22 protein-coding genes are annotated in these 22,916 nt (G+C 70.7%); 16 read left to right on the top strand and 6 right to left on the bottom strand.

Annotated elements, in window-relative coordinates:
* Positions 1–42 precede the first annotated feature (42 nt).
* The 4 genes from radC (at position 43) to BKE38_RS02110 (ending at position 4,751) form a co-directional block, all read left to right on the top strand.
* On the top strand, positions 43–909 hold the full coding sequence (gene radC / locus BKE38_RS02095; protein ID WP_408887416.1) for a RadC family protein: 867 nt from the start codon (positions 43–45) through the stop codon (positions 907–909).
* Positions 910–1,003: 94 nt separating this feature from the next.
* Entirely contained in the window at positions 1,004–2,629 is a 1,626-nt protein-coding gene (locus BKE38_RS02100) for an ABC transporter substrate-binding protein (protein ID WP_076955717.1), read from the top strand.
* 137 nt (positions 2,630–2,766) lie between these two features.
* Complete coding sequence (locus BKE38_RS02105; RefSeq protein WP_076955718.1) at positions 2,767–3,660, top strand: alpha/beta hydrolase family protein; 894 nt, start codon at positions 2,767–2,769, stop codon at positions 3,658–3,660.
* A gap of 107 nt (positions 3,661–3,767) precedes the next feature.
* Positions 3,768–4,751: an ATP-grasp domain-containing protein gene (locus BKE38_RS02110; RefSeq protein ID WP_076955719.1), complete on the top strand. Its 984-nt coding sequence runs from the start codon at positions 3,768–3,770 to the stop codon at positions 4,749–4,751.
* A 43-nt stretch (positions 4,752–4,794) separates the two neighbouring features.
* Here BKE38_RS02110 and BKE38_RS02115 read toward each other — a convergent pair whose 3' ends face one another.
* Together BKE38_RS02115 and BKE38_RS02120 are read right to left on the bottom strand one after the other, a co-directional pair.
* Positions 4,795–7,281: a sensor domain-containing protein gene (locus tag BKE38_RS02115; protein WP_083747241.1), complete on the bottom strand. Its 2,487-nt coding sequence runs from the start codon at positions 7,279–7,281 to the stop codon at positions 4,795–4,797.
* A 307-nt stretch (positions 7,282–7,588) separates the two neighbouring features.
* On the bottom strand, positions 7,589–8,833 hold the full coding sequence (locus BKE38_RS02120) for a Zn-dependent hydrolase (protein WP_076955721.1): 1,245 nt from the start codon (positions 8,831–8,833) through the stop codon (positions 7,589–7,591).
* A gap of 90 nt (positions 8,834–8,923) precedes the next feature.
* On the opposite strand from BKE38_RS02120, the gene BKE38_RS02125 reads away from it, so the two are divergent.
* Genes BKE38_RS02125 through BKE38_RS02135 form a run of 3 tightly spaced genes read left to right on the top strand, consistent with a single transcriptional unit; the run spans position 8,924 to position 11,853 of the window.
* Entirely contained in the window at positions 8,924–9,712 is a 789-nt protein-coding gene (locus BKE38_RS02125) for an aldolase (protein WP_076955722.1), read from the top strand.
* On the top strand, positions 9,615–10,589 hold the full coding sequence (locus BKE38_RS02130; protein ID WP_083747242.1) for a DMT family transporter: 975 nt from the start codon (positions 9,615–9,617) through the stop codon (positions 10,587–10,589). The genes BKE38_RS02125 and BKE38_RS02130 overlap by 98 nt, the downstream gene beginning before the upstream one ends.
* A gap of 46 nt (positions 10,590–10,635) precedes the next feature.
* Positions 10,636–11,853 (top strand): class I SAM-dependent rRNA methyltransferase, encoded by a 1,218-nt coding sequence (locus BKE38_RS02135; RefSeq protein ID WP_076955723.1) that lies wholly within the window; start codon positions 10,636–10,638, stop codon positions 11,851–11,853.
* Positions 11,854–11,902: 49 nt separating this feature from the next.
* On the opposite strand, the gene BKE38_RS02140 is transcribed toward BKE38_RS02135, so the two are convergent.
* The 4 genes from BKE38_RS02140 to BKE38_RS02155 form a co-directional block, all read right to left on the bottom strand.
* Entirely contained in the window at positions 11,903–12,673 is a 771-nt protein-coding gene (locus BKE38_RS02140) for a methyltransferase domain-containing protein (RefSeq protein ID WP_076955724.1), read from the bottom strand.
* On the bottom strand, positions 12,670–12,855 hold the full coding sequence (locus tag BKE38_RS02145; protein ID WP_076955725.1) for a hypothetical protein: 186 nt from the start codon (positions 12,853–12,855) through the stop codon (positions 12,670–12,672). The genes BKE38_RS02140 and BKE38_RS02145 overlap by 4 nt, the downstream gene beginning before the upstream one ends.
* 118 nt (positions 12,856–12,973) lie before the next feature.
* Positions 12,974–13,765 carry a 3-hydroxybutyrate dehydrogenase gene (locus BKE38_RS02150; protein ID WP_076955726.1) on the bottom strand — a complete coding sequence of 264 codons (792 nt, stop codon included), beginning with the start codon at positions 13,763–13,765 and terminating at the stop codon, positions 12,974–12,976.
* 32 nt (positions 13,766–13,797) lie between these two features.
* Positions 13,798–15,243 (bottom strand): dihydrolipoyl dehydrogenase family protein, encoded by a 1,446-nt coding sequence (locus BKE38_RS02155; RefSeq protein ID WP_076955727.1) that lies wholly within the window; start codon positions 15,241–15,243, stop codon positions 13,798–13,800.
* Between the two features lie 395 nt (positions 15,244–15,638).
* Here BKE38_RS02155 and rpmH point away from each other — a divergent pair, with 395 nt between their 5' ends.
* The 9 genes from rpmH (at position 15,639) to BKE38_RS02200 (ending at position 22,715) form a co-directional block, all read left to right on the top strand.
* Positions 15,639–15,773 (top strand): 50S ribosomal protein L34, encoded by a 135-nt coding sequence (gene rpmH / locus BKE38_RS02160; RefSeq protein WP_076955728.1) that lies wholly within the window; start codon positions 15,639–15,641, stop codon positions 15,771–15,773.
* A 31-nt stretch (positions 15,774–15,804) separates the two neighbouring features.
* On the top strand, positions 15,805–16,245 hold the full coding sequence (rnpA, locus tag BKE38_RS02165; RefSeq protein WP_076955729.1) for a ribonuclease P protein component: 441 nt from the start codon (positions 15,805–15,807) through the stop codon (positions 16,243–16,245).
* Positions 16,242–16,589 (top strand): membrane protein insertion efficiency factor YidD, encoded by a 348-nt coding sequence (gene yidD / locus BKE38_RS02170; protein WP_076955730.1) that lies wholly within the window; start codon positions 16,242–16,244, stop codon positions 16,587–16,589. The genes rnpA and yidD overlap by 4 nt, the downstream gene beginning before the upstream one ends.
* 13 nt (positions 16,590–16,602) lie before the next feature.
* On the top strand, positions 16,603–18,375 hold the full coding sequence (yidC, locus tag BKE38_RS02175) for a membrane protein insertase YidC (protein WP_076955731.1): 1,773 nt from the start codon (positions 16,603–16,605) through the stop codon (positions 18,373–18,375).
* Positions 18,372–19,052 carry a ribosome biogenesis GTP-binding protein YihA/YsxC gene (gene yihA, locus BKE38_RS02180; RefSeq protein ID WP_076955732.1) on the top strand — a complete coding sequence of 227 codons (681 nt, stop codon included), beginning with the start codon at positions 18,372–18,374 and terminating at the stop codon, positions 19,050–19,052. The genes yidC and yihA overlap by 4 nt, the downstream gene beginning before the upstream one ends.
* A 97-nt stretch (positions 19,053–19,149) precedes the next feature.
* A complete protein-coding gene (gene argB / locus BKE38_RS02185; RefSeq protein ID WP_076955733.1) occupies positions 19,150–20,034 on the top strand; it encodes an acetylglutamate kinase in 885 nt (294 codons plus the stop codon).
* A gap of 110 nt (positions 20,035–20,144) precedes the next feature.
* Complete coding sequence (gene dapD, locus BKE38_RS02190; RefSeq protein ID WP_076955734.1) at positions 20,145–20,966, top strand: 2,3,4,5-tetrahydropyridine-2,6-dicarboxylate N-succinyltransferase; 822 nt, start codon at positions 20,145–20,147, stop codon at positions 20,964–20,966.
* An 8-nt stretch (positions 20,967–20,974) separates the two neighbouring features.
* Positions 20,975–22,102: a succinyl-diaminopimelate desuccinylase gene (gene dapE, locus BKE38_RS02195; RefSeq protein ID WP_076955735.1), complete on the top strand. Its 1,128-nt coding sequence runs from the start codon at positions 20,975–20,977 to the stop codon at positions 22,100–22,102.
* A gap of 7 nt (positions 22,103–22,109) precedes the next feature.
* Complete coding sequence (locus BKE38_RS02200) at positions 22,110–22,715, top strand: hypothetical protein (RefSeq protein ID WP_076955736.1); 606 nt, start codon at positions 22,110–22,112, stop codon at positions 22,713–22,715.
* The last annotated feature ends 201 nt before the right edge of the window (positions 22,716–22,916 follow it).

Here is a 22,916-nt window from a genome sequence, read left to right on the forward strand (position 1 = left end):
CGCTTCTTCGGCTCCCGGCCGTCGGCCGCGGCTGGCCTTCCGATGGGACACGCGGCGAACCGGCGTCTTGACCGGGGCGTCCGTCCCGGCTTTGCCGAGGAGCTGCGGGTCTTCGACCCCGTGCGGCTCGACCCGATGCGGCCGCCCGCTGAGCTCGCCTCGGCCCGCGGCAGCCTGCCACGCGGCTTCGTCGCCGGCGAGCCCCGGATGCGTGGCGCCGGGCCGATGCCCTTCCCGACCACCGGGCCGCAGGGCCATCGCGGCCGCATGCGCAGCCGCCTGCTGGAGCGCGGCCCCGGCGGCCTGGCGGATTATGAGGTGCTGGAAATGCTGCTCTTCCTCGCCTTCAAGCAGGGCGACACCAAGCCTCTCGCCAAGTCGCTGATCAACCGCTACGGCAGCTTCGCCCGTGTGATGACCGCGCCGCAGCAGGAGCTGCTCGACACCCCGGGCCTGGGGGAGCACAGCGTCACCGCCATCAAGCTGGTGCAGGACGCCGCGATCCGCCTGAGCCGTGCCGAGCTGGCCGAGCAGCCGGTGCTGAACAATTGGGACCGGCTGATGGACTACCTGACCGCCGCCCTGTCGCGCGAGACGGTGGAGCAGTTCCGCGTCCTGTTCCTCGACAGCCGCAACCGCCTGCTGGCCGACGAGGCGCAGGCGCGCGGCACGGTCAACCACACCCCCGTCTATCCGCGTGAGGTGATCAAGCGCGCGCTGGAATTGCATGCGACGGCGCTGATCTTGGTGCACAACCACCCGAGCGGCGACCCGGCTCCCAGCCGCGCCGACATCGCCATGACCGCTGAAATCCGCAGCGCCGGCGAGCTGTTGGCCGTGGTCGTGCACGACCACATCATCGTTGGCAATGGCCGCCAGTTGTCCTTTCGCCGCGAGGGACTGCTGTGACCTGGCGGTTCGGCGATCGCCCTGCGCTACCCGCCCGTTGCATTCGGGCGGCCGCGGGTGTTCTTCCGCTCCAGTCCTTGGGGGAGACATCCGCATGCCCGGCTTCCGCGCCACCCTTGCCTGCCTGGCCTTGGTGCCGGCGCTGGCCTTGCCCGCAGCGGGCTCCGCCGTCGCGCAGACGCTGCGCATCGGGCTGTCGGCGGAGACCACCTCGGCCGATCCGCACAACTATGCGCTGACGCCGAACAACACGCTGCGCCAGCATGTCTTCGAGGCGCTGACCGACATCGACGCCGATTTCGAGGTGCAGCCGTCGCTCGCCGTCAGCTGGCGGCGTGAAGACGACATGAGCTGGGTCTTCAAGCTGCGGCCCGGCGTGCGCTTCCACAACGGCCAGGCGCTGACCGCCCGCGACGTGGTCTTCAGCTACTGCCGCATCCTCAACAACGAGGCGGAGGTGGTGCAGTCCTATTCCCGCCTGGTGCGGCGCCTCGCCAAGGTCGAGGCGGTCGACGAGCTGACGGTGCGGATCGTCACCCGCGAGGCCGAGCCCCTGCTGCTGAACGACCTGAGCAGCCTGCCGCTGCTGCCGCACAGCCTGATCGGCGAGGCGAAGCTGGATTTCGCCGCCGGTGAGAAATGCGGCTATGCCGGCGCCTGGCCGACGGCTGCGCAGTTCAATGACACCAGCGCCGCCATCGGCACTGGCCCCTATCGTCTGCGCGCCTATAGCCGCAGCGCGGCGACGGAGCTGGAGCGCTTCGATCGCTATTGGGGTCCGAAGCCGCATTGGCAGCAGGTGCGCCTGACCCCGGTGACCGCCGCCGGGCCGCGCCTGGCCGGGCTGCTGGCCGGCGACCAGGACCTGATCGAAAGCCCGGCCACCGGCGACCTGCCGCGACTGCGCGGCAATTCCTCTTTCACGGTCTCGGCCAAGCCGACCACCCGGCTGATCTTCCTGCAGCTGGACACCGCCCGCGCGCCCAGCCCCTTCGTCACCGCGCCCGACGGCAAGAACCCGCTGCAGGACGCCCGCGTCCGCCAGGCGCTGTCGCTCGCCATCGACCGCAAGGCGGTGCAGGAGCGGGTGATGGACGGCATCGCCACGCCCGCCACGCAGTTCCTGCCCGACGGCATGGTCGGCACCATCCCCAGCCTGCCGGTGCTGCCCTATGACCCGGCCCGCGCCCGCACCCTGCTGCGCGAGGCCGGCTATCCGGACGGCTTCAGCCTGACCTTCCATGCCACCAACAACCGCTACATCAACGACGCCCGCCTGGCGCAGGTGCTGGCGCAGTTCTGGCAGCGCATCGGCGTCAAGGTCGAGCTGGACGCCATGCCGAGCTCGGTCTTCTTCGGCCGCCGCGGCAAGCGCGAATTCAGCGTCGCCATGGGCGGCTGGTCGGCCGATGCGGCGGAGACGCTGATGTTCTTCCGCAGCTGGCTGATGTCGACCGACCGCGCCCGCGGTCTCGGCACCAGCAATTACGGCGGCTGGTCGGAGGCCCGCTTCGACACCCTGTCGAACCAGGCCATGGCGACCATGGACCAGCCGGCCCGCGCAGCGCTGCTGCGCCAGGCGAGCGAGGTGGCCCTCGAGCAGATGCCGGTCATCCCGGTGCATTTCGAGAACGCCGTCTGGGCCTTCCGCAAGGGGCTGCGCTTCGCCGGCCGAGTCGACCAGACCACGAACGCGGCCGAGGTGATGCCCGCCGAATGACGCCGCCGCGGCGCCGCGCCCTGCTGCGGCGGGCGCCGCTCGCTGCCCTGGCCGCCTGCCTGTCCCTGGCAGGAAGGCCGGGAGCAGCGCGACCGATTCCCCGTCAGCGCAGGCTGACCGTCCAACAGGATCCGTCCATGTCCTTCTCCGAGACCCTGGCCCAGGCGCTGGCCGGGCCCGGCCGCCAGGCCATTCCCTTCACCGACGAAGCCGGCGAGGCCGGCCGGCCGCTGGTGCTGCACACCTATCGCGCGCCGGGCTTCACGCCGGACAGCCCAGTGGTGCTGGTGCAGCACGGCATGGGCCGCAACGGCGACGAGTACCGCGATTTCTGGATCGAGGCCGCTGACCGCCACAACCTGCTGATCGTCGCCACCACCTTCAGCAATGCCGACTACCCGGGCGCCGAGCTCTACAACAACGGCCATGTGCTGGACTCGACCGGCGCGGTGCGGCCGCGCGGCGAATGGGGCTATGCGGTGCCGGCCCGGGTCTTCGGCTGGCTGCGCCAGGCTGGCGTCACCCGCCGCGGGCAGGCGCATTTCTTCGGCCATTCCGCTGGCGGCCAGTTCGGCCATCGCCTGGCCTCGACCCAGGACCTGTCGCCCTATGCCGCGATCGCCGTCGGCAATCCGGGCTGGTACACCCTGCCGGATCTGGCGAAGGCTTTCCCGGCGGGCATGGATGGCATCGGGCTGGGCGAGGCTGAGCTGACCGCGCTGCTGGCCTATCCGCTGCTGATCCTGGCCGGCGAGCAGGATATCGAGACCTCCGGCCCCAGCCTGCCGGCCCAGCCGGAGGCGGTGGCCCAGGGCCCGCACCGCTACGCCCGCGCTCACAACTACCTGGCCGCCGGCCAGGCCGAGGCCTCCCGCCGAGGCATCGCCTGCAACTGGCGCCTGGTGAGCGTGCCGCATATCGGCCATGACGGCGCCGCCATGTCGCGCGTCTGCGCCAGCCTGTGGTTCGAGGACCGGCTGCCGGCCGAGGCGACCCTGGCCTCCTGGGGCAAGGGCAGCGGCGCGCTGTAATCCACGCGCACGCCTGACCGGCGGCAAATCGATGGGACGTTGATTGACAATTATTACCGAACTTGGTGGTGTATTCGTCAATCAACGTCCATCGGGACCTGCCGGCCATGACCAAGATCTTCGTTATCCACGAGAACCCGCAGTGGCTGCCGCCGCTGGCCGAGGCCTTCGACCGCATCGGCCTGCCCTGGGCGGAGCTGGACCTGTCGCGCGGCGTCTTCGACCTGAGCTCCGCCCCGCCCGAAGGCGTGTTCTACAACCGGATGAGCGCCTCCTCGCATACCCGTGGCCATCGCTATGCCGCCGAGCTGACGGCGGGCGTGCTGGCCTGGCTGACCCGACATGGCCGCCGCGTGATCAATGGCCCGGCGGCGCTGGATCTGGAGATCAGCAAGGCCCGGCAATATGCCGCGTTGGAGCGCGCCGGCCTGCGGATTCCACGCACGATCCTGGTGCAGGACGACAATGCCGCGCTGATCGAAGCGGCGCGCCGCCATTTCGCCCCCGGCCCGGTGATCCTGAAGCCGAACCGCGGCGGCAAGGGGCTGGGCGTGCGGCTTTTCGCCTCGGTCGAGGCGCTGGAGGCGCATCTGGAGAACGCCCCCGCCGAGGAGGCGCCGGTCGACGGCATCTGGCTGCTGCAGGACTATATCCGCGCCCAGCGCCCGGTGATCACCCGCGCCGAATTCGTCGGCGGCCGCTTCGTCTATGCGGTCGAGGTCGACACGACCTCGGGCTTCGAGCTCTGCCCCGCCGATGTCTGCGCAACCGGTGACGCTTTCTGCCCGGTCGGCACGGCGCCGGCAGTGCCCGCCGCGCCGCGCTTCACGGTGCTGAAGGAAGGCATCGAGGCGCCGCTGCGCCACAAGCTGGAGGCCTTCCTGGCGGCGAGCGGCGTCGATGTCGCCGGCATCGAGTTCATCCGCGACGCTGAGGGCCAGCCGCTGGTCTACGACGTCAACACCAACACCAACTACAATGCCGGCGCCGAGGAAGTGGCAGGCATCGCTGGCACCCCGCGCTCCGGCCCGGGCGCCCTGGCGGAATTCCTGGCCAACGAGCTCGGCCACCGGCAGCGGCAGGCGGCCTGATCTCACGACAAGCGGCCGGGGACCTCCCCGGCCGTTTCGCCGTTCAGGCCAGCACTTCCTGGGCCCCGCCATCCAGGCAGAGCGACAGAAATTCTTCCGGCGCCATGGGGCGGCCCCAGAGCCAGCCCTGCACCTCGTGGCAGCCGATGCGGCGGGCCTGGTCCAGCTCTTCCACGGTCTCCACGCCCTCGGCCACCAGGCGCAGGTTCAGCGCATTGGCCATGGCGCCGATCGCCTGCAGGAAGGCGGTGCCGGCGGCATCCCGTGCGGCGTCGCGGATGAAGACGCGGTCGATCTTCAGCTCGTCGATCGGCAGGTGGCGCAGCCGCGACAGCGAGGAATAGCCGGTGCCGAAATCGTCGATGGCGACGGCGCAGCCCAGCCGCTGCAACTCGCGCAGGTTTTCGTCCAGCAGGCCGGGGCCGCCGATCAGCGCGCTTTCGGTCAGCTCGATGCCCAGGCGATCACCGGGCACGCCCTGCCGCGCCAGCCGGGCGGCGATCATGGCGGTCAGGTTGTGCCGGGCCAGCTGGGCGGGCGGGAAGTTCATCGACACCCGCTGCCCGGGGCGCAGCCGGGCCAGCAGCGGCATCACCTGGTCGAAGACGAACTCTGTCAGCGGCTGGATCAGCCCCGTCTCCTCCGCCAGGGGAACGAAGTCGTCGGGCGGGATCAGGCAGCCATCCTCGCGGCGCCAGCGCACCAGGGCTTCGCCGCCGGTCAGCTGGCGCTGGTCGGCGGTGAAGCGCGGCTGCACCTCGATGAACAGCCCGCCATTGTCCAGCGCCCGGCGCAGCCCCTGGGCCGTCGAGAAGCGGCGGGCGGCGGTGTTGCGCATGGTGCTGGCGAAGCCGCGGATGCTGCCGGGGGCGCGGCCCTTGGCGTCCAGCAGCGCGATCTCGGCGGCTTCCAGCAGCCCGTCGGGCCGGGTGTCGTCGGTCGGCGCCATGGCGATGCCGATGGTCACCGGCGGCAGGCGGAAGCCGCTCTCGCCATGTCCCTCCGGCACCGCGCCCTCGACCGAGACGGCGATGCGGCCGGCCAGCACCTGGGCGCGCTCGGCCTCGGCCAGGTCGCGCATCAGCACGGCGAAGCGGTCATTGCCGAAGCGCGCCAGCAGGCAGTCATGCGGCAGGACATCGGCGATGCGGCGGGCGGCGGTGCGCAGCACCCGGTCGCCCGCGGCAAAACCGATCGTGCCGTTCAGCGCGCTAAAATCCACCAGGTCGACCAGCAGCAGCGTGGCGCGCGCGCCGGGGCGCTCCAGCAGCCGGGCCAGCTCCTCCTTCAGGCGGCGCTGGTTGGGCAGGCCGGTCAGCTCGTCGTTATAGGCCAGCCGCTCGATGCGCTGCTGCGCCTCGTGGATGGCGGTGTTGTCGCGCAGCACGCCGATGAAGTGGCGCACCCCGTCGAGCTCGACCTCGCTCAGGCTGAAATGGATCCGCAGCATGCGGCCGTCGCGGTGGCGGGCGAAGCTTTCCTGGGCGCTGCTCCCGACCGGGATCGGGCTGATGCGCAGGTAGCGCTCCAGATAAGCGGCGTGCTCGCTGGCCTCCTGCGGGTTGCCCAGCTGCGCGACATGGCGGCCCTGCAGCTCCTCCGCCGTCCAGCCCAGGATCTCCACCACCTTGCGGTTGGCATAGACGATATGGCCGTGCTCGTCGGCCAGCACGATGCCCTCGGCGATGTTCTCGACCACCGTCCGGAACCGGTGCTCGCTTTCCGAAACGCGCAGCATGGCGTCCTGCAGCTCGGTGATGTCGCGGCCGATGCCGTGGATCTCGACCATCCGGCCATGCGCGTCGAAGGCGGCGATATTGACCCAGTGGCGCCAGCCGGGCCGGCCGTCCGGCCCCTGGTGGCGCAGGATATGGGCGAGCAGCGGCTCGGCCGGGGTCAGGCGCGCGAATTGTGCCAGCAGCGCCGGGCGCTCGGCGGCGGGGACCAGGTCGCAGAGCCGCCGGCCCAGCAGGTGCTGCGGTCCGCGGCCACCGGCGCGGGCATAGGCGGCGTTGACGAAGGTCAGCGCGGTGTCCGGCCGGCAGCGGTAGATCAGCGCCTCCTGGGCCAGGAAGGCATCGAGGACCAATTGCCCGCCGGTCTGGTGCGCCATCCGGCGCCGCGCCATCTCCCCCGGGTCGATGCCGTAGCCGACCAGTAGCCGGGTGCCGCCGGCGGGGTCGGGCAGGGGCACCAGCGCCATGTCCCAGTCGCGCGGGCCGTCGGCATGCGGCAGGCAGGCGGTCAGGTCGACGACGCAGCCGCCATTCCAGGCGAAGCGCAGCTGCTCGACCAGTTGGCCGGCCAGGTCGGGTGGGAACAACTCCTCCGGGCGGCGGCCGGCCAGCGCCTCGATGGGACGGCCGGTGGCGGCGGCCAGGGCCGGGTTGATCTGCAGGAAGCGGAAGCCAGCGTCATCCCGCACGGCCAGGAAGGCTGGCAGGGGGCATCGGGCCAGGAAGTGATGCAGGTCCCCTGGGGACATAACGGTCGTTCGCTCGGTCAGGACAGGAAGGCAGGCGCCCCGCATGCCGGCCAGGAGAGCAGCTCCTGCAGGCCGGCCAGGGCTTGAACGACAACCACGCGAGGTGGCGTGGAACGTCTCTATTCTGTCAATTTTGCGTCAGCTTTGACAAGCGACGGCAAGCCTTGTCGGATCAAACCTTGAAGCGCTGCGCAAGGGCACGCTGATAAAGTATAGGAAACAAAGACAAACCAGCTTCAAATTCCGCATACGAAATATCTCCGTCTGGTTGCCGGAGGGTGAATTTCTGCGCCCTTCGGTTGCTGGCCTGCCGCTTGTACCGAAATCCGCAATCCTGGGTTGCGGCGCGGCGTCATAGGGTTCGATTCGCCCGGGCCAGGACGGCCTCGAACAACACCTGGCAGCCGGCGGCGGCCTCCTCCGGCAGGATGCTCTCGGCCTCGTTGTGTGACAGCCCGTCCTTGCAGGGGGTGAAGATCATCGCGGTCGGCACGCTGCGCGCCACATAGACCGCGTCATGACCGGCGCCGGAGACGATCTCCCGCGCCGAATAGCCCAGCCGGGCCGCGCCCTGCCGCACCAGCTCGACGCAGCCGGCGTCGAAGGGCTGCATCGGGATGCGGAACAGCTCCGTTAGCTCCAGCGCGCAGCCATTGGTGGCAACCAGGGCGGCCGCCTCGGCGGGGAAGCTTCCGGCCAGGTGCTCGATCACCGCATTGTCCGGATGGCGGAACTCGATGGAGAAGCGCACCTCGCCGGGGATGACGTTGCGGCTGTTGGGCAGGACATGCAGCTGGCCAACGGTGCCGCGGCCATCCTCGCCGCGCTCGCGCATCAGCGCATCGACCCGCTCGATCAGCCGCGCCGCCGCGAGCAGCGCATCGCGCCGGGCGGAGGGCGGCGTGGTGCCGGCATGGGCGTCCTGGCCAGTGATCACCGCGTCGTACCAGACCTGGGCCTGGGCGCCGGTGACGATGCCGATCTGCTTGCTCTCGCGCTCCAGGATTGGACCCTGCTCGATATGCAACTCGAAATAGGCGTCGGCCGGGAAGGGGCGGGCCGGGTGCTCGCCCTTGTAGCCGATCGCCTCCAGCGCCTCGCCGACGGTGACGCCCTCGACATCGGCCAGGCCATAGACCTTCTCCAGCGTGTAGATGCCGGCCCAGGCGCCGCTGCCCATCAGCGAATGGCCGAAGCGGCTGCCTTCCTCGTCGGTCCAGTTGACGAGCTCGATCGGCGCCTCGGTCTGGATGTTCAGGCCATGCAGGGTGCGCATCACCTCCAGCCCGGCGATAACGCCAAGGGCGCCGTCGAACTTGCCGCCCGAGGGTTGGCTGTCCAGGTGGCTGCCCAGCAGCACGGGCTTGCGCGCCGGGTCGCGGCCCTCGCGGCGGGCAAACATATTGCCGATGGCGTCCACCCGGACCGTCAACCCGACCGCCTGGCACCATTCGGAAAAGCGCTGGCGGCCGGCCTTGTCGACCTCGGTCAGGGTCAACCGCTTCACGCCGCCCTTGGGCGTGGCGCCGATCTCGGCCATGGCCATCAGGCTGTCCCAGAGGCGCTGCGCGTCGATCCGCTGATTGGTGCCGGACATCAGATTTCCCTTGCGAGTTCAGCCGAGCATCTTGCCGCCAGGGCGTGGCTCTGCAAGCCTGCCCGGCCTGTTCCTCCGGGAGAACTCGTCATGGCCCATGCCCTGGGCGCGCCGCGCGCCGCCGCCATCCTGCGCAATTCCGACCTGGATGCCGATGCGGTCCGCCAGGCGCGCATCGACCTCGCCGCCTGCTTCCGCATGGCCGCGCGGCTCGGCCTGCACGAGGGCATCTGCAACCACCTCTCGGCCATGGTGCCGGGACGGGACGACCTGTTCCTGGTCAACCCCTATGGCTGGGCCTTCGCCGAGGTGACGGCGTCGCGCCTGTTGGTCTGCGACTTCCACGGCAACGTGGTCGCAGGCGAGGGCGAACCGGAGGCGACCGCCTTCTACATCCATGGCCGGCTGCACATGAAGAACCCGCGCGCCCGGGCCGCCTTCCACACCCACATGCCGAACGCGACCGCGCTGTCGATGCTGGAGGGCCCGCCGCTGGTCTGGGCCGGGCAGACCGCGCTGAAGTTCTATGGCCGTACCGTGGTCGACGAGGACTACAACGGCCTTGCGCTGGACGAGGCCGAAGGCGACCGCATCGCCGCCTCGATGGGCGAGGCCGACATCGTCTTCATGAAGAACCACGGCGTCATGGTGGTCGGGCCCTCGATCGCCGAGGCTTGGGATGACCTCTACTATCTGGAGCGCGCCTGCGAGGTGCAACGCCTGGCCCTGGCCACCAACCGTCCGCTGAAGCCGGTGCCGGCCGAGCTGGCGCAGCGCACCTATGACCAGATGCGCGCCGGCGACAGCGAGAGCGCCCGGCTGCATCTGGAGAGCGTCAAGCGCATCCTGGCGCGCGAGGAGCCCGACTATCTCGATTGACGCCGCGGCGGCTGGGCGCCGTATTGGCATCGCCTGCCTTGTCTTCACCGCGACCGGCTGGGGCATGACCTGGCCGGTGCTGAAGACGGTGATGCAGGAACTGCCGGCGCTGACCGCGCGCGGCCTGGGCGGGGTGATCGCGACGCTTGGCCTGGCATTGGCGGCGCTGGCACTGCGCCAGCCGCTTTCGGTGCCGCGCAGCGAGCGGCCGGCGCTGCTGCTCGCCGCCTTGCTGAATTACGCCGCCTGGATGGGTTTCTCGACGCTCGGCCTGCGCATCCTTTCGGCCGGGGAGGGCGCTCTGGTCGCCTATACCATGCCGGTCTGGGCGGCGCTGCTGGCCTGGCCGGTGCTGGGGGAGCGGCCGACGCTGGCCCGGCTGGCGGCGCTCGGCATGGGCATGGCCGGGGTCGCGGTGCTGATGAGCGGCCAATCGCTTTCGGCGGGGCTCGAGAAGCTGCCGGGCGTGCTGCTGGTGCTGGCCGCCGCGCTGTGCTTTGCGCTGGGCGCGGTGCTGAGCAAGCGGCGGCCACTGGTGCTGCATCCGCTGACCTCGGTGGTCTGGCAGGTGGGAATTGGCAGCCTGCCGATCCTGGCCGGCGCCGCGTTGCTGGAACGGCCGGACTGGGGCCAGGTCAGTGCGCTGAGCTGGAGCGGCGTGGCCTATATGGGCGCGGTGCCGCTGTCGCTCTGCTACCTGACCTGGTTCGCCGCGCTGCGGCGGCTGCCGGCCGGCACGGCGGCGATGGGCACGCTGCTGACGCCGATCGTCGGCATGCTGGCCAGCGCCGCGCTGCTGGGCGAGCCGCTGGGCTGGCGCCAGGCGACGGCGCTGACGCTGACGCTCGGCGGGGTGGTGCTGGCATTGCGCGGCTGATGCGCCAGGCTGGCATTGCCTGCCCGAAGCGCCTAAGCCCCGCCGCATGACCGACAGCCCCGACGCCCTGGACCACGCCCCCGACCGCCCGCTGCTGCGCCTGCTGCCCGGGCGGGACCGCCGGGTGAAGGGCGGTCACCCCTGGGCCTATTCCAACGAGATCGCCATGACGCCGGCGGCGCGCGCCCTGCCGGCCGGCACGCCGATCCGGCTGGAGGGTGATGACGGCGCCAAATACGGCACCTGGCTGTTCAACCCGCACAGCCTGATCGCCGCGCGCTTCCTGTCGCCGCATCCGGGCATTGTGCTGGACAAGCGCTTCTTCCGCGGGCGCCTGGCCGACTGCATGGCGCTGCGCGACCGGCTGGTCGGCGCGCCCTATTACCGCCTGGTGCATGCCGAGGCTGACCGGCTGCCCGGGCTGGTGATCGACCGCTATGACGACGTGCTGGCGCTGCAGGCGAACAGCGCAGGGATGGAGCTGGCGACGCCGCTGCTGGTTGAGGCGCTGCGCGACCTGATCGGGCCGCGCGCCATCGTCGCCCGCAACGATGCCGGCACACGCAAGCTGGAAGGCCTGCCCGAGGAAAGCCGGCTGCTTCTGGGCGACGACGCCACGGCGCGGGTCCAGGAAGGCGGGCTGGATTTCTCCATCGACCTGCTGTCGGGCCAGAAGACCGGCTGGTTCTTCGACCAGCGCGACAACCGGCTGCGGGTGGCGGCGCTGAGCCGCGGCACAACGGTGCTGGACGCCTTCTGCCACACCGGCGGCTTCGGGCTGTTGGCGGCGGCGGCGGGTGCAGCCAAGGTGACCCTGCTGGACCGCAGCGAGCATGCACTGGCGCTGGCCATGGACACGGCGCAGCGGCATGGCTTCGGCGACCGGGTCTCGGCCGTGAAGGGCGAGGCGATGGAGACGCTGGAGCGGATGCTGAGCGAGGGGCAGCGCTTCGAGGTGGTGGTGGCCGACCCGCCGGCCTTCGCCAAGGCGCGCAAGGACCAGCCGGTGGCGATGAAGGCCTATGCGCGGTTGGCACGGATGGCCGCCGGGCTGGTGGCGCCAGGCGGCATTCTGTTTATCGCCTCCTGCTCGCATCACGTGTCGCCGGGCGACTTCACCGATGCGGTGGCGCATGGGATCAGCCGAACGCGGCGTCCTGCGCGACTGCTGGCAACGACCGGCGCCGGCCCCGATCATCCGGTGCATCCGCTGCTGCCGGAAAGCGCCTACCTCAAGGGCCTGCTGTTCCACCTGCCTGAATAAAAATAGAAGGGGGGCGGGGGAATACTTTCCCCCGCGCTTTCTTGCTGTCTTACCTCGACGCCAGGATGAACAGCCGCCGGAAGGGCAGCAGCACGGTGCCGTCCGCCTGCACCGGGTAGTGCGGTCGCAGCTTATCAGCATAGTCCTGGAAAAAGTCTGGCCGCGCCGCTTCCGGTAAGGCGTCGAGATACGGCCGCAGGCTGGTGCCCATGGCCCATTGCACGACGGGGTCCGGCCCCTTCAGCTGGTGGACGTATTCGGTGAACCAGAGCTCCAGCCGGGCAACGCGCGGCCGCAGCAGGTCGTAGTAGTCGCCGGCGCCCAGGATCGGCGGCGCCGATCGGATACCGGCGAGCCGGTCCGACCAGGCTGGGCTGGCGGCGAGCTCGTCCTGCAGGGCGCGCAGCGGTGCGGCGTGCATGGCAGGCATCTGCACCGCAAGCGCCCCGCCAGGCGCCAGGGCGCCGAGCAGCCGCGAAAAGAGCGCCGCATGGTCCGGCAGCCAATGCAGCGCGGCATTGGTGAAGATGACATCGACCGGCGCGGCGGGGGACCAGCTGGCGATGTCGGCCTGCTCGGTCGGGAAGCCGGCGGCTTCGGCCTTGGCCAGCATGGCGGCCGAGCCGTCGATGCCGCGGATCTCGGCGCCAGGGAAGCGGGCGGCGAGCAGCGGCAGGGCATTGCCGGCGCCGCAGCCGAGATCGACGACGCGGCCGGGGCCCGGATGCTCGATGCGGGCGATCAGGTCAATCGCCGGGCGCAGACGCTCATCGGCGAAGCGCAGGTATTGCTCGGGGTTCCAGCTGGGATTGGCGCTCATCGAGGCAGGGTCCGGTCGAAATGCCGCTTCACCAGCAGCAGGCCATAGCCGACGGCGACCACGAAGAGGCCGAAGCCGAGATCCTGGGTGGTGACCAGGGTGATGTCGTCGCGCGCCAGCAGCAGGCCCATCACGGCCAGGATGCCGGCGCCGACCAGGCGCAGGACGTCGATCAGGGGCATGGTCCATCTCCCTCATGCGGCCCGGGCCAGGGGCGGCCGGCCTGGGCGGATGGCGCCGCCGCGGGCAGGCCGCGGCGGCGGGGCAGGGAGCGGCAGCTGTGCTCCCCTGGAAAGAAAATCAGGCGGCGACCCAGCCACCGTCGATCGACAGGGCAGAGCCGTTCACGCCGCCGCTGCCCGGGCCGCAGAGATAGAGCGCCATATGGGCGACCTCGTCCACCTCGACCCAGCGCTTGCTCGGCTGCTTGGCCAGCAGGAAGTCCTTCAGCGCCACCTCCTCGCTGACGCCATGCTTCTCGGCGAGCGCCGCGACCTGCTTCTCGGCCAGCGGGGTGCGGACGAAGCCTGGGCAGATGGCGTTGCAGGTGACGTCGGTCTGGGCGATCTCGAGCGCGATCACCTTGGTCATGCCGACCACGCCATGCTTGGCGGCAACATAGGCAACCTTCTCCGGCGAGCCGACCAGTCCATGCGCCGAGGCGATGTTGATGATCCGCCCCCAGCCACGCGCCTGCATCCCCTTCAGCACCGCCTTGCTGGCATGGAAGTTTGAGGAAAGGTTGATGGCGATGATGGCGTCCCACTTGGCGTCCGGGAACTCCTCCACCCGGCTGGTGAACTGGATGCCGGCATTGTTCACCAGGATGTCGACCTGGCCGAGCGCAGTCTCCGCTTCGGCGACCATGGCGCGCACCTGGGCCGGGTCCGAGAGGTCCGCGGCGGAATGCGGCGGCTCGGCGGCACCCACCTCGGCCACGGCACGGCGGGCGGCGGCGATCTCCTCGGGCGAGCCGAAGCCGTTCAGCATCACCTTCGCCCCGGCCGCGGCCAGCAGCCGGGCGATGCCAAGCCCGATGCCGCTGGTGGAGCCGGTGACCAGGGCGGTGCGGCCCTTCAGACTCTGTTCCATGCGCAGTTTCCCTTGCTGAAAGCGATCGGATGTCAGGGCAGCAGGCGCAGCCAGCCGGCGAGCGTCCTGGCCCAGGGGGGGGCGAGCTTCCCGCCGAAGGGCGTGGCTGGATAGATCGATCCGGCGCTGGACTGGGCTGCGTGCACCGCTGCCTCAGCGCGGCTCGGCGCCGGCAGGGAAAGGTTGGCCAGGGCGTCGAGCGGCAGGCGGCGGCCGATCATCAGGCTGAGCAGGCCGGCAAGCTCCGGCGCGCCCTGGCCCAGGATGCCGGCGCCGAGCAGGGTGCCGCGGCCATCCACCACAAGCCGGACCAGCCCCTCGGTCGCGCCTTCGGCGATGGCCTGGTCATTGCCGGCAAAGGGCTGGCGCAGGATGCGAGGGTCGTGGCCGGCGGCGCGGGCCTCGGCCTCGGTCAGGCCGATCTGCGCCAGGGCGGGCGCGGTGGCGATGGCGCGTGGGCTGGCGCGCCCGTCCAGCCGGACGGGCAGGCGGAACAGCATGCTGTGGGCGATCACCGCGGCATGCGCGCCGGCAGCCTGGCCGGGCCGCAGTCCTTCGGGATCGGCGATGTCACCGGCTGCCCAGATGCGGCGGTTGGTCAGGCTGCGCAGGTCGGCGCCGGTGGCGACGCCCCGGGAGGTGGCGCGGATGCCGCCGGCGGCGAGGTCGAGCGGCGCCAGCCGCGGCGCCTGGCCGAGCGCGAAGAGGAGGTGCGAGCCAGCGATGCGGGCGCCGCCCTCGAGCACCGCGGCGAGGCCGGCTTCGGCCGGCTCCAGCGCCGCGACCGGGCTGTTCTCCAGGATCTCGATGCCATCCGCCCGCAGCGCCTCCCGCAGCGGCTGGCGCAGTTCGGGCTCTTCCGTCTCCAGGAGGTTGGGGCTCGGCACGACCAGGGTGACGCGGCAGCCGAGCCGCGCGAAGGCCTGGGCCAGCTCGACGCCGCGCGCCGTGCCACCCAGCACCAGCAGATGCGCCGGCGGCGCTTGCAGGCCGAGTAGCGAATCCTCCGTCAGCCAGGGCAGGCCGACCATGCCGGGCAGGTCAGGCAGCACCGGGGCGGTGCCGGCGGCGATGACGGCGCGCCGGAAGCTGTGCACGCGACCGGCGGCCTCAAGGCGGTCAGGGCCGGTGAAATGCGCCGACGCCTGGATCAGCGTCACGCCATGCCGCTGCAGCGCGGCGGCGGAGGCAGGCGGCGCCGCCTCGGCGACGGCGCGGCGCAGATGCGCCTGCACGGCGGCCCAATCGACGGCGACCGGCCCGATGGACAGGCCGAAGCGCGTCGCGTTGCGCAGGTCTGCGGCACGGTGCGCAGCGGCGAGCAGGGCGGCGACGGCGACAGTGCCGCCTTGAGGAGAGGAATCGGCCGAGGCCTCGCGCTCGAACAGCGCCACCTTGAGGCCAAGGGCGGCGGCCTGGGCTGCCACCGAGAGCCCGGCCGCGCCGGCCCCGATGATCGCCAGGTCGTGGTCAGGCATCGGCTCGCATTCCTCTTCCGCGCGGGAGGGCAGGAAGCCGGGGTCAGCGCCCCGCGCCAGCGCGCCGCCCCGCCGGTCCCTGCGATTCGAGGCGCCGCCGGCTGGCGCGGGGTCCGGCAGGCGGCGGGCAGGGGGCTGGCGCGCCAGAGATGGGGCGGCATGAGCGCGGCTGGAAGGGCGAAAACAGTCTCTCGCGGCAGGTTTTCTGCTCGAAATGGGCATCGGCCGCTGCGACGGGGCCAGGCCATGCCGTCTGCGGTTGACGGGGGGGGAGGCGGCTCCCTATACGTCGCCACCTTCGCCGGACCTGCTTGCAGGCAGTCCGGTCTGTGCCGTGGCGGTTCCTCGATCGGAGGCGGCGCGGTCCCGATCTCGATCTTACGGAGTAGCGCGTCGTGAAGCGTACTTATCAGCCGTCCAAGCTCGTCCGGAAGCGCCGGCATGGTTTCCGCGCCCGCATGGCGACGGTGGGTGGCCGCAATGTCCTGGCCAACCGTCGCTCCAAGGGCCGCAAGAAGCTCTCCGCCTGAGCTCAGGCCGCATTCCGGCATCGCGTGCTGCATGGCCTCGCCGCCTCGCCTGAAGCGGCGGCGCGAATTCCTTCGCGTCGCCGGCAAGGGTAGCCGCGCCGCAAGGCCGAGCCTGGTGTTGCAGGCCCTGCCGGGAACGGCGGGGCCGCTGCGCGTTGGCTTCACCGCGACCAAGAAGCTGGGCAATGCCGTGGTGCGCAACCGCACCAAGCGGCGCCTGCGCGAAGCCGCCCGGCTGCTGCTGGGCGAGGGCGCGCCGGAAGGCTGGGACCTGGTCCTGGTTGGCCGCGAAGGCACCGCCGGCCGCCCCTTCGAGTTGCTGCAGGCCGATCTGCGCGGTGCGCTGCGCCAGGCGGGCGTGTTGCCTGGCGGCAAGCCGCGGCGCGAGGCAGGCCCGACCCCGCCGGCCGAGGATGGACCTCAGCCCCTGCCTGGGCCCCTGGCTGCTGCCGACGGCCCCTTGGGGCCATGAACCGGCTGCGGCGTGACTTTCGTACTGATCCGGCGGCCTGGCTGCTGAAGGGTGCGGTGCGTGGCTACCAGCTGACCCTGCGGGGGGTGATCGGCAGCCATTGCCGCTTCTACCCGCATTGCAGCGCCTATGCGATCGAGGCGCTGGACGAGCATGGCGCGGCCGGGGGTTCCTGGCTCGCCGCGCGGCGCATCCTGCGCTGCCACCCCTGGCATCCCGGCGGCTACGATCCCGTGCCCGCCGCGAAGCCTGGCGTGGCGGCGCCGCATGATTCCTCCGAGGCGCCCCCCGCGGCGTCCTCCCCCTGCCCGCCGCCTCGCGCGGTGGCCCACACCAAGGCCTGACGGCACGGATCCGATGGACCAGAAGCGACTTCTCGCCGCGATTGCGATTTCGATCGGCATCCTGCTGGCTTTCGACCTTTGGAAGCGGGAGACCACCCCGCCGGCGCCAACCCCTGCGGCTGTCAGCCAGCAGGCGCCTGCCGCCCCGGCGGCGCCCAACGCGGCGGTGACGCCGGCCAATCCGGGTGGCACCGATGCGACGGTGGCCGCCCAGGCCAACCGACCCGCGCCGCAGCGCCTGCAGATCGACAGCCCGCGCCTGTCCGGCAGCCTGCTGCTGCGCGGCGCCCGGCTGGACGACCTGATCCTGAAGGACTACCGCGAGACGGTGGCCCCGGGCTCGCCGCAGGTGCGCCTGTTGGCGCCGCGCGAGGAACTGCAGCCCTATTTCGCGCAGTGGGGCTGGTCCTCGGCCGATGGCCGCACCCGCGTCCCCGACAGCGAGACCGACTGGACCGCCAGCGGCGGCCCCCTGGGTCCCGACAGCCCGGTGACGCTGTCCTGGGACAACGGCCAGGGCCAGACCTTCCAGATCCTCGTCAGCCTCGACCGCAACTACATGTTCCAGGTCGAGCAGAAGGTGGTGAACAACGGCGCCGAGCCGGTTCAGGTGCTGCCCTGGACCCGCGTCCGCCGCGAGCGCACGCCCCAGGTCGCCGGCTTCTACATCCTGCATGAGGGCTTCGTCGGCGTGCTGAACGGCCGCCTGAACGAGCAGACCTATAGCCATGCCAAGGACGAGGCCGCCAAGGCGGCCGGCGTCGCGCTGAACCAGGAGACCAGCGGCGGCTGGGCCGGCTTCACCGACAAGTACTGGCTGACGGCGATCAGCCCGGTCGACGCGGCGCAGCCGCTGAAGACCGCCTGGCGGCATGTCTCGGAGAGCGGGCAGGATCGGTGGCAGGTCGACTTCACCACCCCGGCCCCGCAGTCGATTGGCGCCGGCGGCAATGGCGTGATGTCCACGCGGCTCTTTGCCGGCGCCAAGGAAGTGCACCTGCTGGATGCCTACCGCGACAACCTGGGCATCACCGACTTCGATAAGGCGATTGACTTCGGCTGGTTCTATTTCCTGACCAAGCCGTTCTTCTATGCGCTCGACTACCTGTTCAAGCTGCTCGGCAATTTCGGCCTAGCCATCCTCCTGTTCACGGTGGCGCTGAAGCTCGCCTTCTTCCCGCTGGCCAACAAGGCCTACAAGTCGATGGCGCGGATGAAGGTCCTGACGCCGAAGATGACCGAGATCCGGGAGCGCTATAAGGACGACCCGGCCAAGGCGCAGGCCGAGATGATGGCGCTGTACCGGACCGAGAAGGTCAATCCGGCCTCGGGCTGCCTGCCCATGCTGATCCAGATCCCGGTGTTCTTCGCGCTCTACAAGGTGCTGTTCGTCACCATCGAGATGCGGCATGCGCCCTTCTTCGGCTGGATCCGCGACCTGTCGGCGCCCGATCCGACCAACCTGTTCAACCTCTTCGGCCTGATCCCCTGGGATCCGCCGGCGATGCTGCACATGCCGGTCTGGGCGCTGATTATGGGCCTGACCATGTTCTTCCAGCAGAAGCTGAACCCGGCGCCGGCCGACCCGATCCAGGCCAAGCTGTTCACCTTCATGCCGATCATCTTCACCTTCATGCTGGCGAGCTTCCCGGCCGGCCTGGTGATCTACTGGTCCTGGAACAACCTGCTGTCGATCGCGCAGCAGGCCTATATCATGCGCCACGAGCGAGAGGCCCGTAAGCGCGAGAAGGCGGCCGGCAAGCTGCCGGCGAAGGCCAAGGGATGAGCGGGGGCCTGCTCGACGCGCGCGACGAGGGCGAGCGCGCGGCGCTGATCGAGGAGGGGCGGCTGCTGTTCTGCCGCCCCTGCGACTTCTACTTCGCCGCGCAGAAGCTGGAGCAGCTGCCGCCCTCTGAGCTGCCGGAGGTGGCCTTCTGCGGCCGCTCCAACGTGGGCAAGTCGTCGCTGGTCAATGCGCTGACCGGACAGACCGCGCTGGCCCGCGTCTCCAGCACGCCGGGCCGCACCAAGCAGCTGAACTTCTTCAACCTGGGTGGCCGCCTGGCGCTGGTCGACATGCCCGGCTACGGCTACGCCCAGGCCGCGAAGAGCGTGAAGGAGGACTGGCAGGGGCTGATGTTCGACTTCCTGCGCGGCCGGCCGAACCTGCGCCGCGTGGTGCTGCTGATGGATGCCCGGATCGAGACCAAGGCCAGCGACCTGGCCGCGATGAAGCTGCTGAGCGACGCCGCGGTGATCTTCCAGATCGTGCTGACCAAGGCCGATGACGTGAAGCCCGGACCTCTGGCGCGCCGCCAGGAAGAGGTGCAGGGGCTGATCCGCAAGAACACCGCCGCCCATCCGCTGCTGATCACCACCAGCAGCCGCAGCGGCGACGGCATGGCCGAGCTCCGCGCCGAGCTCGCCGCCCTGGCCGAGCCGGCGGCGCCCCCGGCCGGCTGAGCCGACCGGGCGGGCCGTCATCGGCCCGCCCCTTGACCCTTTCGCCTGGCTTCCCGTAAGGCGGAGCGCCACACGGGACCGGACGAGAGCCAGGGTCATGACCGACGACGCGCGTAACCAGATGGAAATTCTCGCCGGCGCGCTGCCCTTCCTGAAGCGATATGATGACCAGATCATCGTCGTGAAGTATGGCGGCCATGCCATGGGCGAGGAGGCCGCGGCCGCCCGTTTCGGCCGCGACATGGCGCTGCTCGAGCAGATGGGCGTGAATCCCGTCGTGGTGCATGGCGGCGGGCCGCAGATCAACGCGATGCTGAAGCGCCTGAACGTGCAGTCGACCTTCGTCAACGGGTTGCGCGTCACCGATGCCGCCGTGGTCGACGTGGTCGAGATGGTGCTCTCTGGCACCGTCAACAAGCAGGTCGCCGACTGCATCACCCGGGCCGGCGCCATCTCGGTCGGCATCTCCGGCAAGGATGGCGGGCTGATTCGCGCCCGCAAGCTGACCCGCACCTACCGCGACCCGGACAGCAACATCGAGAAGGTGCTCGACCTCGGCTTCGTCGGCGAACCCGAGCATGTTGACCCGCAGGTGCTGGAGCTGCTGATCGCCGCCGACATCGTGCCGGTCGTCGCACCGGTGGGGGTCGGCGCCGACGGGCAGACCTACAACATCAATGCCGACACGGCGGCCGGCGCCATCGCCGGCGCGCTGAACGCCTCGCGCCTGCTGATGCTGACCGACGTGCCCGGCGTGCTGGATGCCGAGAAGAAGCTGATCCCGGAGATGACGGTCGCCGAGGCCCGCGCCGGCATCGCCGCCGGCTGGATCTCGGGCGGCATGATCCCGAAGATCGAGACCTGCATCTACGCCATCGAGCAGGGGGTGAAGGGCGCCGTCATCGTCGACGGCCGTGTTCCCCATGCAGTGCTGATCGAGCTCTTCACCGATGGCGGCGCCGGCACGCTGATCCGGCCCTGACCGGCGGGACCGGGGGGCATGGCTTCCGGTCCGTGCCGCACGGCGTTGACAGGACTTTTGGCGACCCCGATACCGGCGCGACGGATTTCGTGCTGATCGGGGTTTCTGCCATGACGCTTGCCGCCACCATTGAGGCTCTCTGGGAGCGCCGCGCCGAGCTCTCCGCCGCCACCCAGGGCGCCGACCGGGAGGCGGTGGAGACCGCCCTCGAGCTGCTGGATTCGGGCCAGGCGCGCGTCGCCGAGCCTGACGGGCAGGGCGGCTGGAAGGTCAACCAGTGGCTGAAGCAGGCCGTCCTGCTGTCCTTCCGCCTGGAGGACAGCGCCGTCATGGAAGGCGGCTATTACGACAAGGTGCCGCTGAAGTTCGCTGGCTGGGGTGAGAACCGCTTCAAGGAAGCCGGCTTCCGCGCTGTCCCGGGCGCCGTGGTGCGCCGCTCGGCCTATATCGCGCCGGGCGTGGTGCTGATGCCCTCTTTCGTCAATCTGGGCGCCCGCGTCGACGCCAACACCATGATTGACACCTGGGCCACCGTCGGCTCCTGCGCCCAGATCGGCAAGAACTGCCATATCTCGGGCGGCGCCGGCATTGGCGGCGTGCTCGAGCCGCTGCAGGCCAATCCGGTGGTGATCGGCGACAACTGCTTCATCGGCGCCCGTTCGGAAGTGGCCGAGGGCGTCATCGTCGGCGACGGCGCGGTGCTGGCCATGGGCGTCTTCCTCGGTGCCTCGACCAAGATCATCGACCGCGCGACCGGCGAGGTCTTCGTCGGCCAGGTGCCGGCCTATTCCGTCGTGGTGCCGGGCAGCCTGCCGGGCAAGACGCTGCCGGACGGCACCCCGGGTCCCAGCCTCTACTGCGCCGTCATCGTCAAGCGGGTGGACGCGCAGACCCGCAGCAAGACCTCGATCAACGAGCTGCTGCGGGACTGAGCGCCGCCATGGACCCCGTGCCGCTGCTGCAGGCGCTGATCCGCTGCCCGAGCGTCACCCCGGCCGATGCCGGGGCGCTGTCGGTGCTGGAGGCGGCGCTGCAGCCGCTGGGCTTCGCCTGCACCCGGCTGCGCTTTGGCCCGGAGGGGGAGGAGGTAGAGAACCTCTTCGCCCGCCGCGGCACGGGATCGCCACATCTCTGCTTCGCCGGGCATACCGACGTGGTGCCGCCTGGTGACCTGGCCAGCTGGACCGCCGATCCCTTCGCCGCGGAGATCCGCGACGGGCTGGTGATGGGCCGCGGGGCCACCGACATGAAGGGCGGCATCGCCGCCTGGATCGCCGCCATCGCCAGCCTGCCGCGCGACCTGCCGGGCAGCCTGTCGCTGCTGATCACCGGCGACGAGGAAGGCCCCTCGGTCGACGGCACGGTGAAGGTGCTGAGCTGGATGGCCGAGAACGGCCAGATCCCCGACGTCTGCGTGGTCGGCGAGCCGACCAGCAGGGCCGTCCTCGGCGACACCATCAAGATCGGCCGCCGTGGCAGCCTGAACGCTGCCATCACCCTGCACGGGGTACAGGGCCATGCTGCCTATCCCCAGCGGGCCGACAATCCGGTGCACCGGCTGGTGCGGGTGCTGCATCGGCTGACCGCCCAGCCGCTGGATTCCGGCAGCGAATGGTTCGAGCCCTCGACCCTGCAGGTGACCAGCGTCGATGTCGGCAATCCGGCGACCAATGTCATCCCGGGCACGGCGCGCGCGAAGCTGAACATCCGCTTCAACGACCTGCATTCCTCGACCTCGCTGATCGCCCTGCTGCGCGCCGCCCTGGACGCGGAGGAGGCGCGCTACGAGCTCGACACCGTCTGCTCCGGCGAAAGCTTCCTGACCTCGCCTGGACCTTTCGTGGATGCGCTGGTTGCGGCGACCCGGGCGGAGGCGGGGGTGACGCCGAAGCTGGATACCGGCGGCGGCACCTCGGATGCGCGCTTCATCACCCGCTACTGCCCGGTGGCCGAGCTCGGCGCCGTGGGAGCCACCATGCACAAGGCCGATGAATCGACGCCGGTCGAGGAGCTGCGGGCGCTGGCCCGTCTTTATGCCGGCGTCATCCGCCGCCTGACCGCCGGCTGACGGCGGCATGCCGCCTGTGCCCGTCGGAGAGATCTATGCCGGCCTGCGCGGTGCGCTGCTGCTGGCCCGCGGCAAGGCCGAGGGCCTGGCCTGGATGCCCTCCCATGCCGAGGGGGCGGGTCGCTCCTTCTGGGCCGCCGCGCTGTGCCTGCCGATCTTCCTGATCATGCGGCTGCTGCTGGACGGCGCGCCCGGCGATGCCTCGGCCGAGGCGGCCGCGGTCGGCGGCACCCTGGCGACGCCGCGCGCCGTGCTGGCGCAGCTCACCGGCTATGTCGTCGGCTGGGTGGCCTTTGCCCTGGCGGCCCTGCCGATGGCCGAGCGGATGGGACGCGGCGCACTCTGGCCGCGGCTGGTGGCGACCTGGAACTGGGTCAACCTGCTGCAATACGCCATCCTGCTGGTCTTCACCCTGCTGTCGCGCTGGCTGCTGCCGGCGGCGCTGCAGCCGGCGGCGAGCCTGGCCGGCATCGCCTATGCGCTCTGGCTGCAATGGTACGCGGCGCAGCTGGCGCTCGGTGTTGCCGGCATCCAGGCGGTCGGGCTGGTGCTGCTCGACCTGGCACTCAGCCTGTTCCTGGCCGGCCTGGTGGCGCAGCTTTCCATCGGCTGAGCCGCCGTCGGAGCGCGCGGCGGACGGTCGTGGAGCCTCGCTCCGGCTGCGCAATCTTGCTAGGATCGACACGGTCGCAGGGCAGCCAGGCTTCAGCCAGCCTCCCCCGGCTTCGATGGGAAGATCCCGTCGGCAAGCTCCGGCAAGCAGCGGGAAACGACACGGATGGCTGGCAGGGATAAACGCGTGGCGCGGCGACGG

The organism is Teichococcus deserti (assembly GCF_001982615.1).
GTDB lineage: Bacteria > Pseudomonadota > Alphaproteobacteria > Acetobacterales > Acetobacteraceae > Pseudoroseomonas > Pseudoroseomonas deserti.

Excerpts from the sequence above, each read along its gene's own strand:
- yidC (WP_076955731.1), top strand. The coding sequence starts at position 16,603 with ATGGACCAGAAGCGACTTCTCGCCGCGATTGCGATTTCGATCGGCATC.
- argB (WP_076955733.1), top strand. The coding sequence starts at position 19,150 with ATGACCGACGACGCGCGTAACCAGATGGAAATTCTCGCCGGCGCGCTG.
- BKE38_RS02120 (WP_076955721.1), bottom strand. The coding sequence starts at position 8,833 with ATGTCCGGCACCAATCAGCGGATCGACGCGCAGCGCCTCTGGGACAGC.
- BKE38_RS02105 (WP_076955718.1), top strand. The coding sequence starts at position 2,767 with ATGTCCTTCTCCGAGACCCTGGCCCAGGCGCTGGCCGGGCCCGGCCGC.
- BKE38_RS02155 (WP_076955727.1), bottom strand. The coding sequence starts at position 15,243 with ATGCCTGACCACGACCTGGCGATCATCGGGGCCGGCGCGGCCGGGCTC.
- BKE38_RS02140 (WP_076955724.1), bottom strand. The coding sequence starts at position 12,673 with ATGAGCGCCAATCCCAGCTGGAACCCCGAGCAATACCTGCGCTTCGCC.
- yihA (WP_076955732.1), top strand. The coding sequence starts at position 18,372 with ATGAGCGGGGGCCTGCTCGACGCGCGCGACGAGGGCGAGCGCGCGGCG.
- BKE38_RS02125 (WP_076955722.1), top strand. The coding sequence starts at position 8,924 with ATGGCCCATGCCCTGGGCGCGCCGCGCGCCGCCGCCATCCTGCGCAAT.
- BKE38_RS02115 (WP_083747241.1), bottom strand. The coding sequence starts at position 7,281 with ATGCGGGGCGCCTGCCTTCCTGTCCTGACCGAGCGAACGACCGTTATG.
- dapD (WP_076955734.1), top strand. The coding sequence starts at position 20,145 with ATGACGCTTGCCGCCACCATTGAGGCTCTCTGGGAGCGCCGCGCCGAG.
- dapE (WP_076955735.1), top strand. The coding sequence starts at position 20,975 with ATGGACCCCGTGCCGCTGCTGCAGGCGCTGATCCGCTGCCCGAGCGTC.
- BKE38_RS02135 (WP_076955723.1), top strand. The coding sequence starts at position 10,636 with ATGACCGACAGCCCCGACGCCCTGGACCACGCCCCCGACCGCCCGCTG.
- yidD (WP_076955730.1), top strand. The coding sequence starts at position 16,242 with ATGAACCGGCTGCGGCGTGACTTTCGTACTGATCCGGCGGCCTGGCTG.
- BKE38_RS02145 (WP_076955725.1), bottom strand. The coding sequence starts at position 12,855 with ATGCCCCTGATCGACGTCCTGCGCCTGGTCGGCGCCGGCATCCTGGCC.
- BKE38_RS02110 (WP_076955719.1), top strand. The coding sequence starts at position 3,768 with ATGACCAAGATCTTCGTTATCCACGAGAACCCGCAGTGGCTGCCGCCG.
- radC (WP_408887416.1), top strand. The coding sequence starts at position 43 with ATGGGACACGCGGCGAACCGGCGTCTTGACCGGGGCGTCCGTCCCGGC.
- BKE38_RS02150 (WP_076955726.1), bottom strand. The coding sequence starts at position 13,765 with ATGGAACAGAGTCTGAAGGGCCGCACCGCCCTGGTCACCGGCTCCACC.
- BKE38_RS02130 (WP_083747242.1), top strand. The coding sequence starts at position 9,615 with ATGACCAGATGCGCGCCGGCGACAGCGAGAGCGCCCGGCTGCATCTGG.
- BKE38_RS02100 (WP_076955717.1), top strand. The coding sequence starts at position 1,004 with ATGCCCGGCTTCCGCGCCACCCTTGCCTGCCTGGCCTTGGTGCCGGCG.
- BKE38_RS02200 (WP_076955736.1), top strand. The coding sequence starts at position 22,110 with ATGCCGCCTGTGCCCGTCGGAGAGATCTATGCCGGCCTGCGCGGTGCG.
- rnpA (WP_076955729.1), top strand. The coding sequence starts at position 15,805 with ATGGCCTCGCCGCCTCGCCTGAAGCGGCGGCGCGAATTCCTTCGCGTC.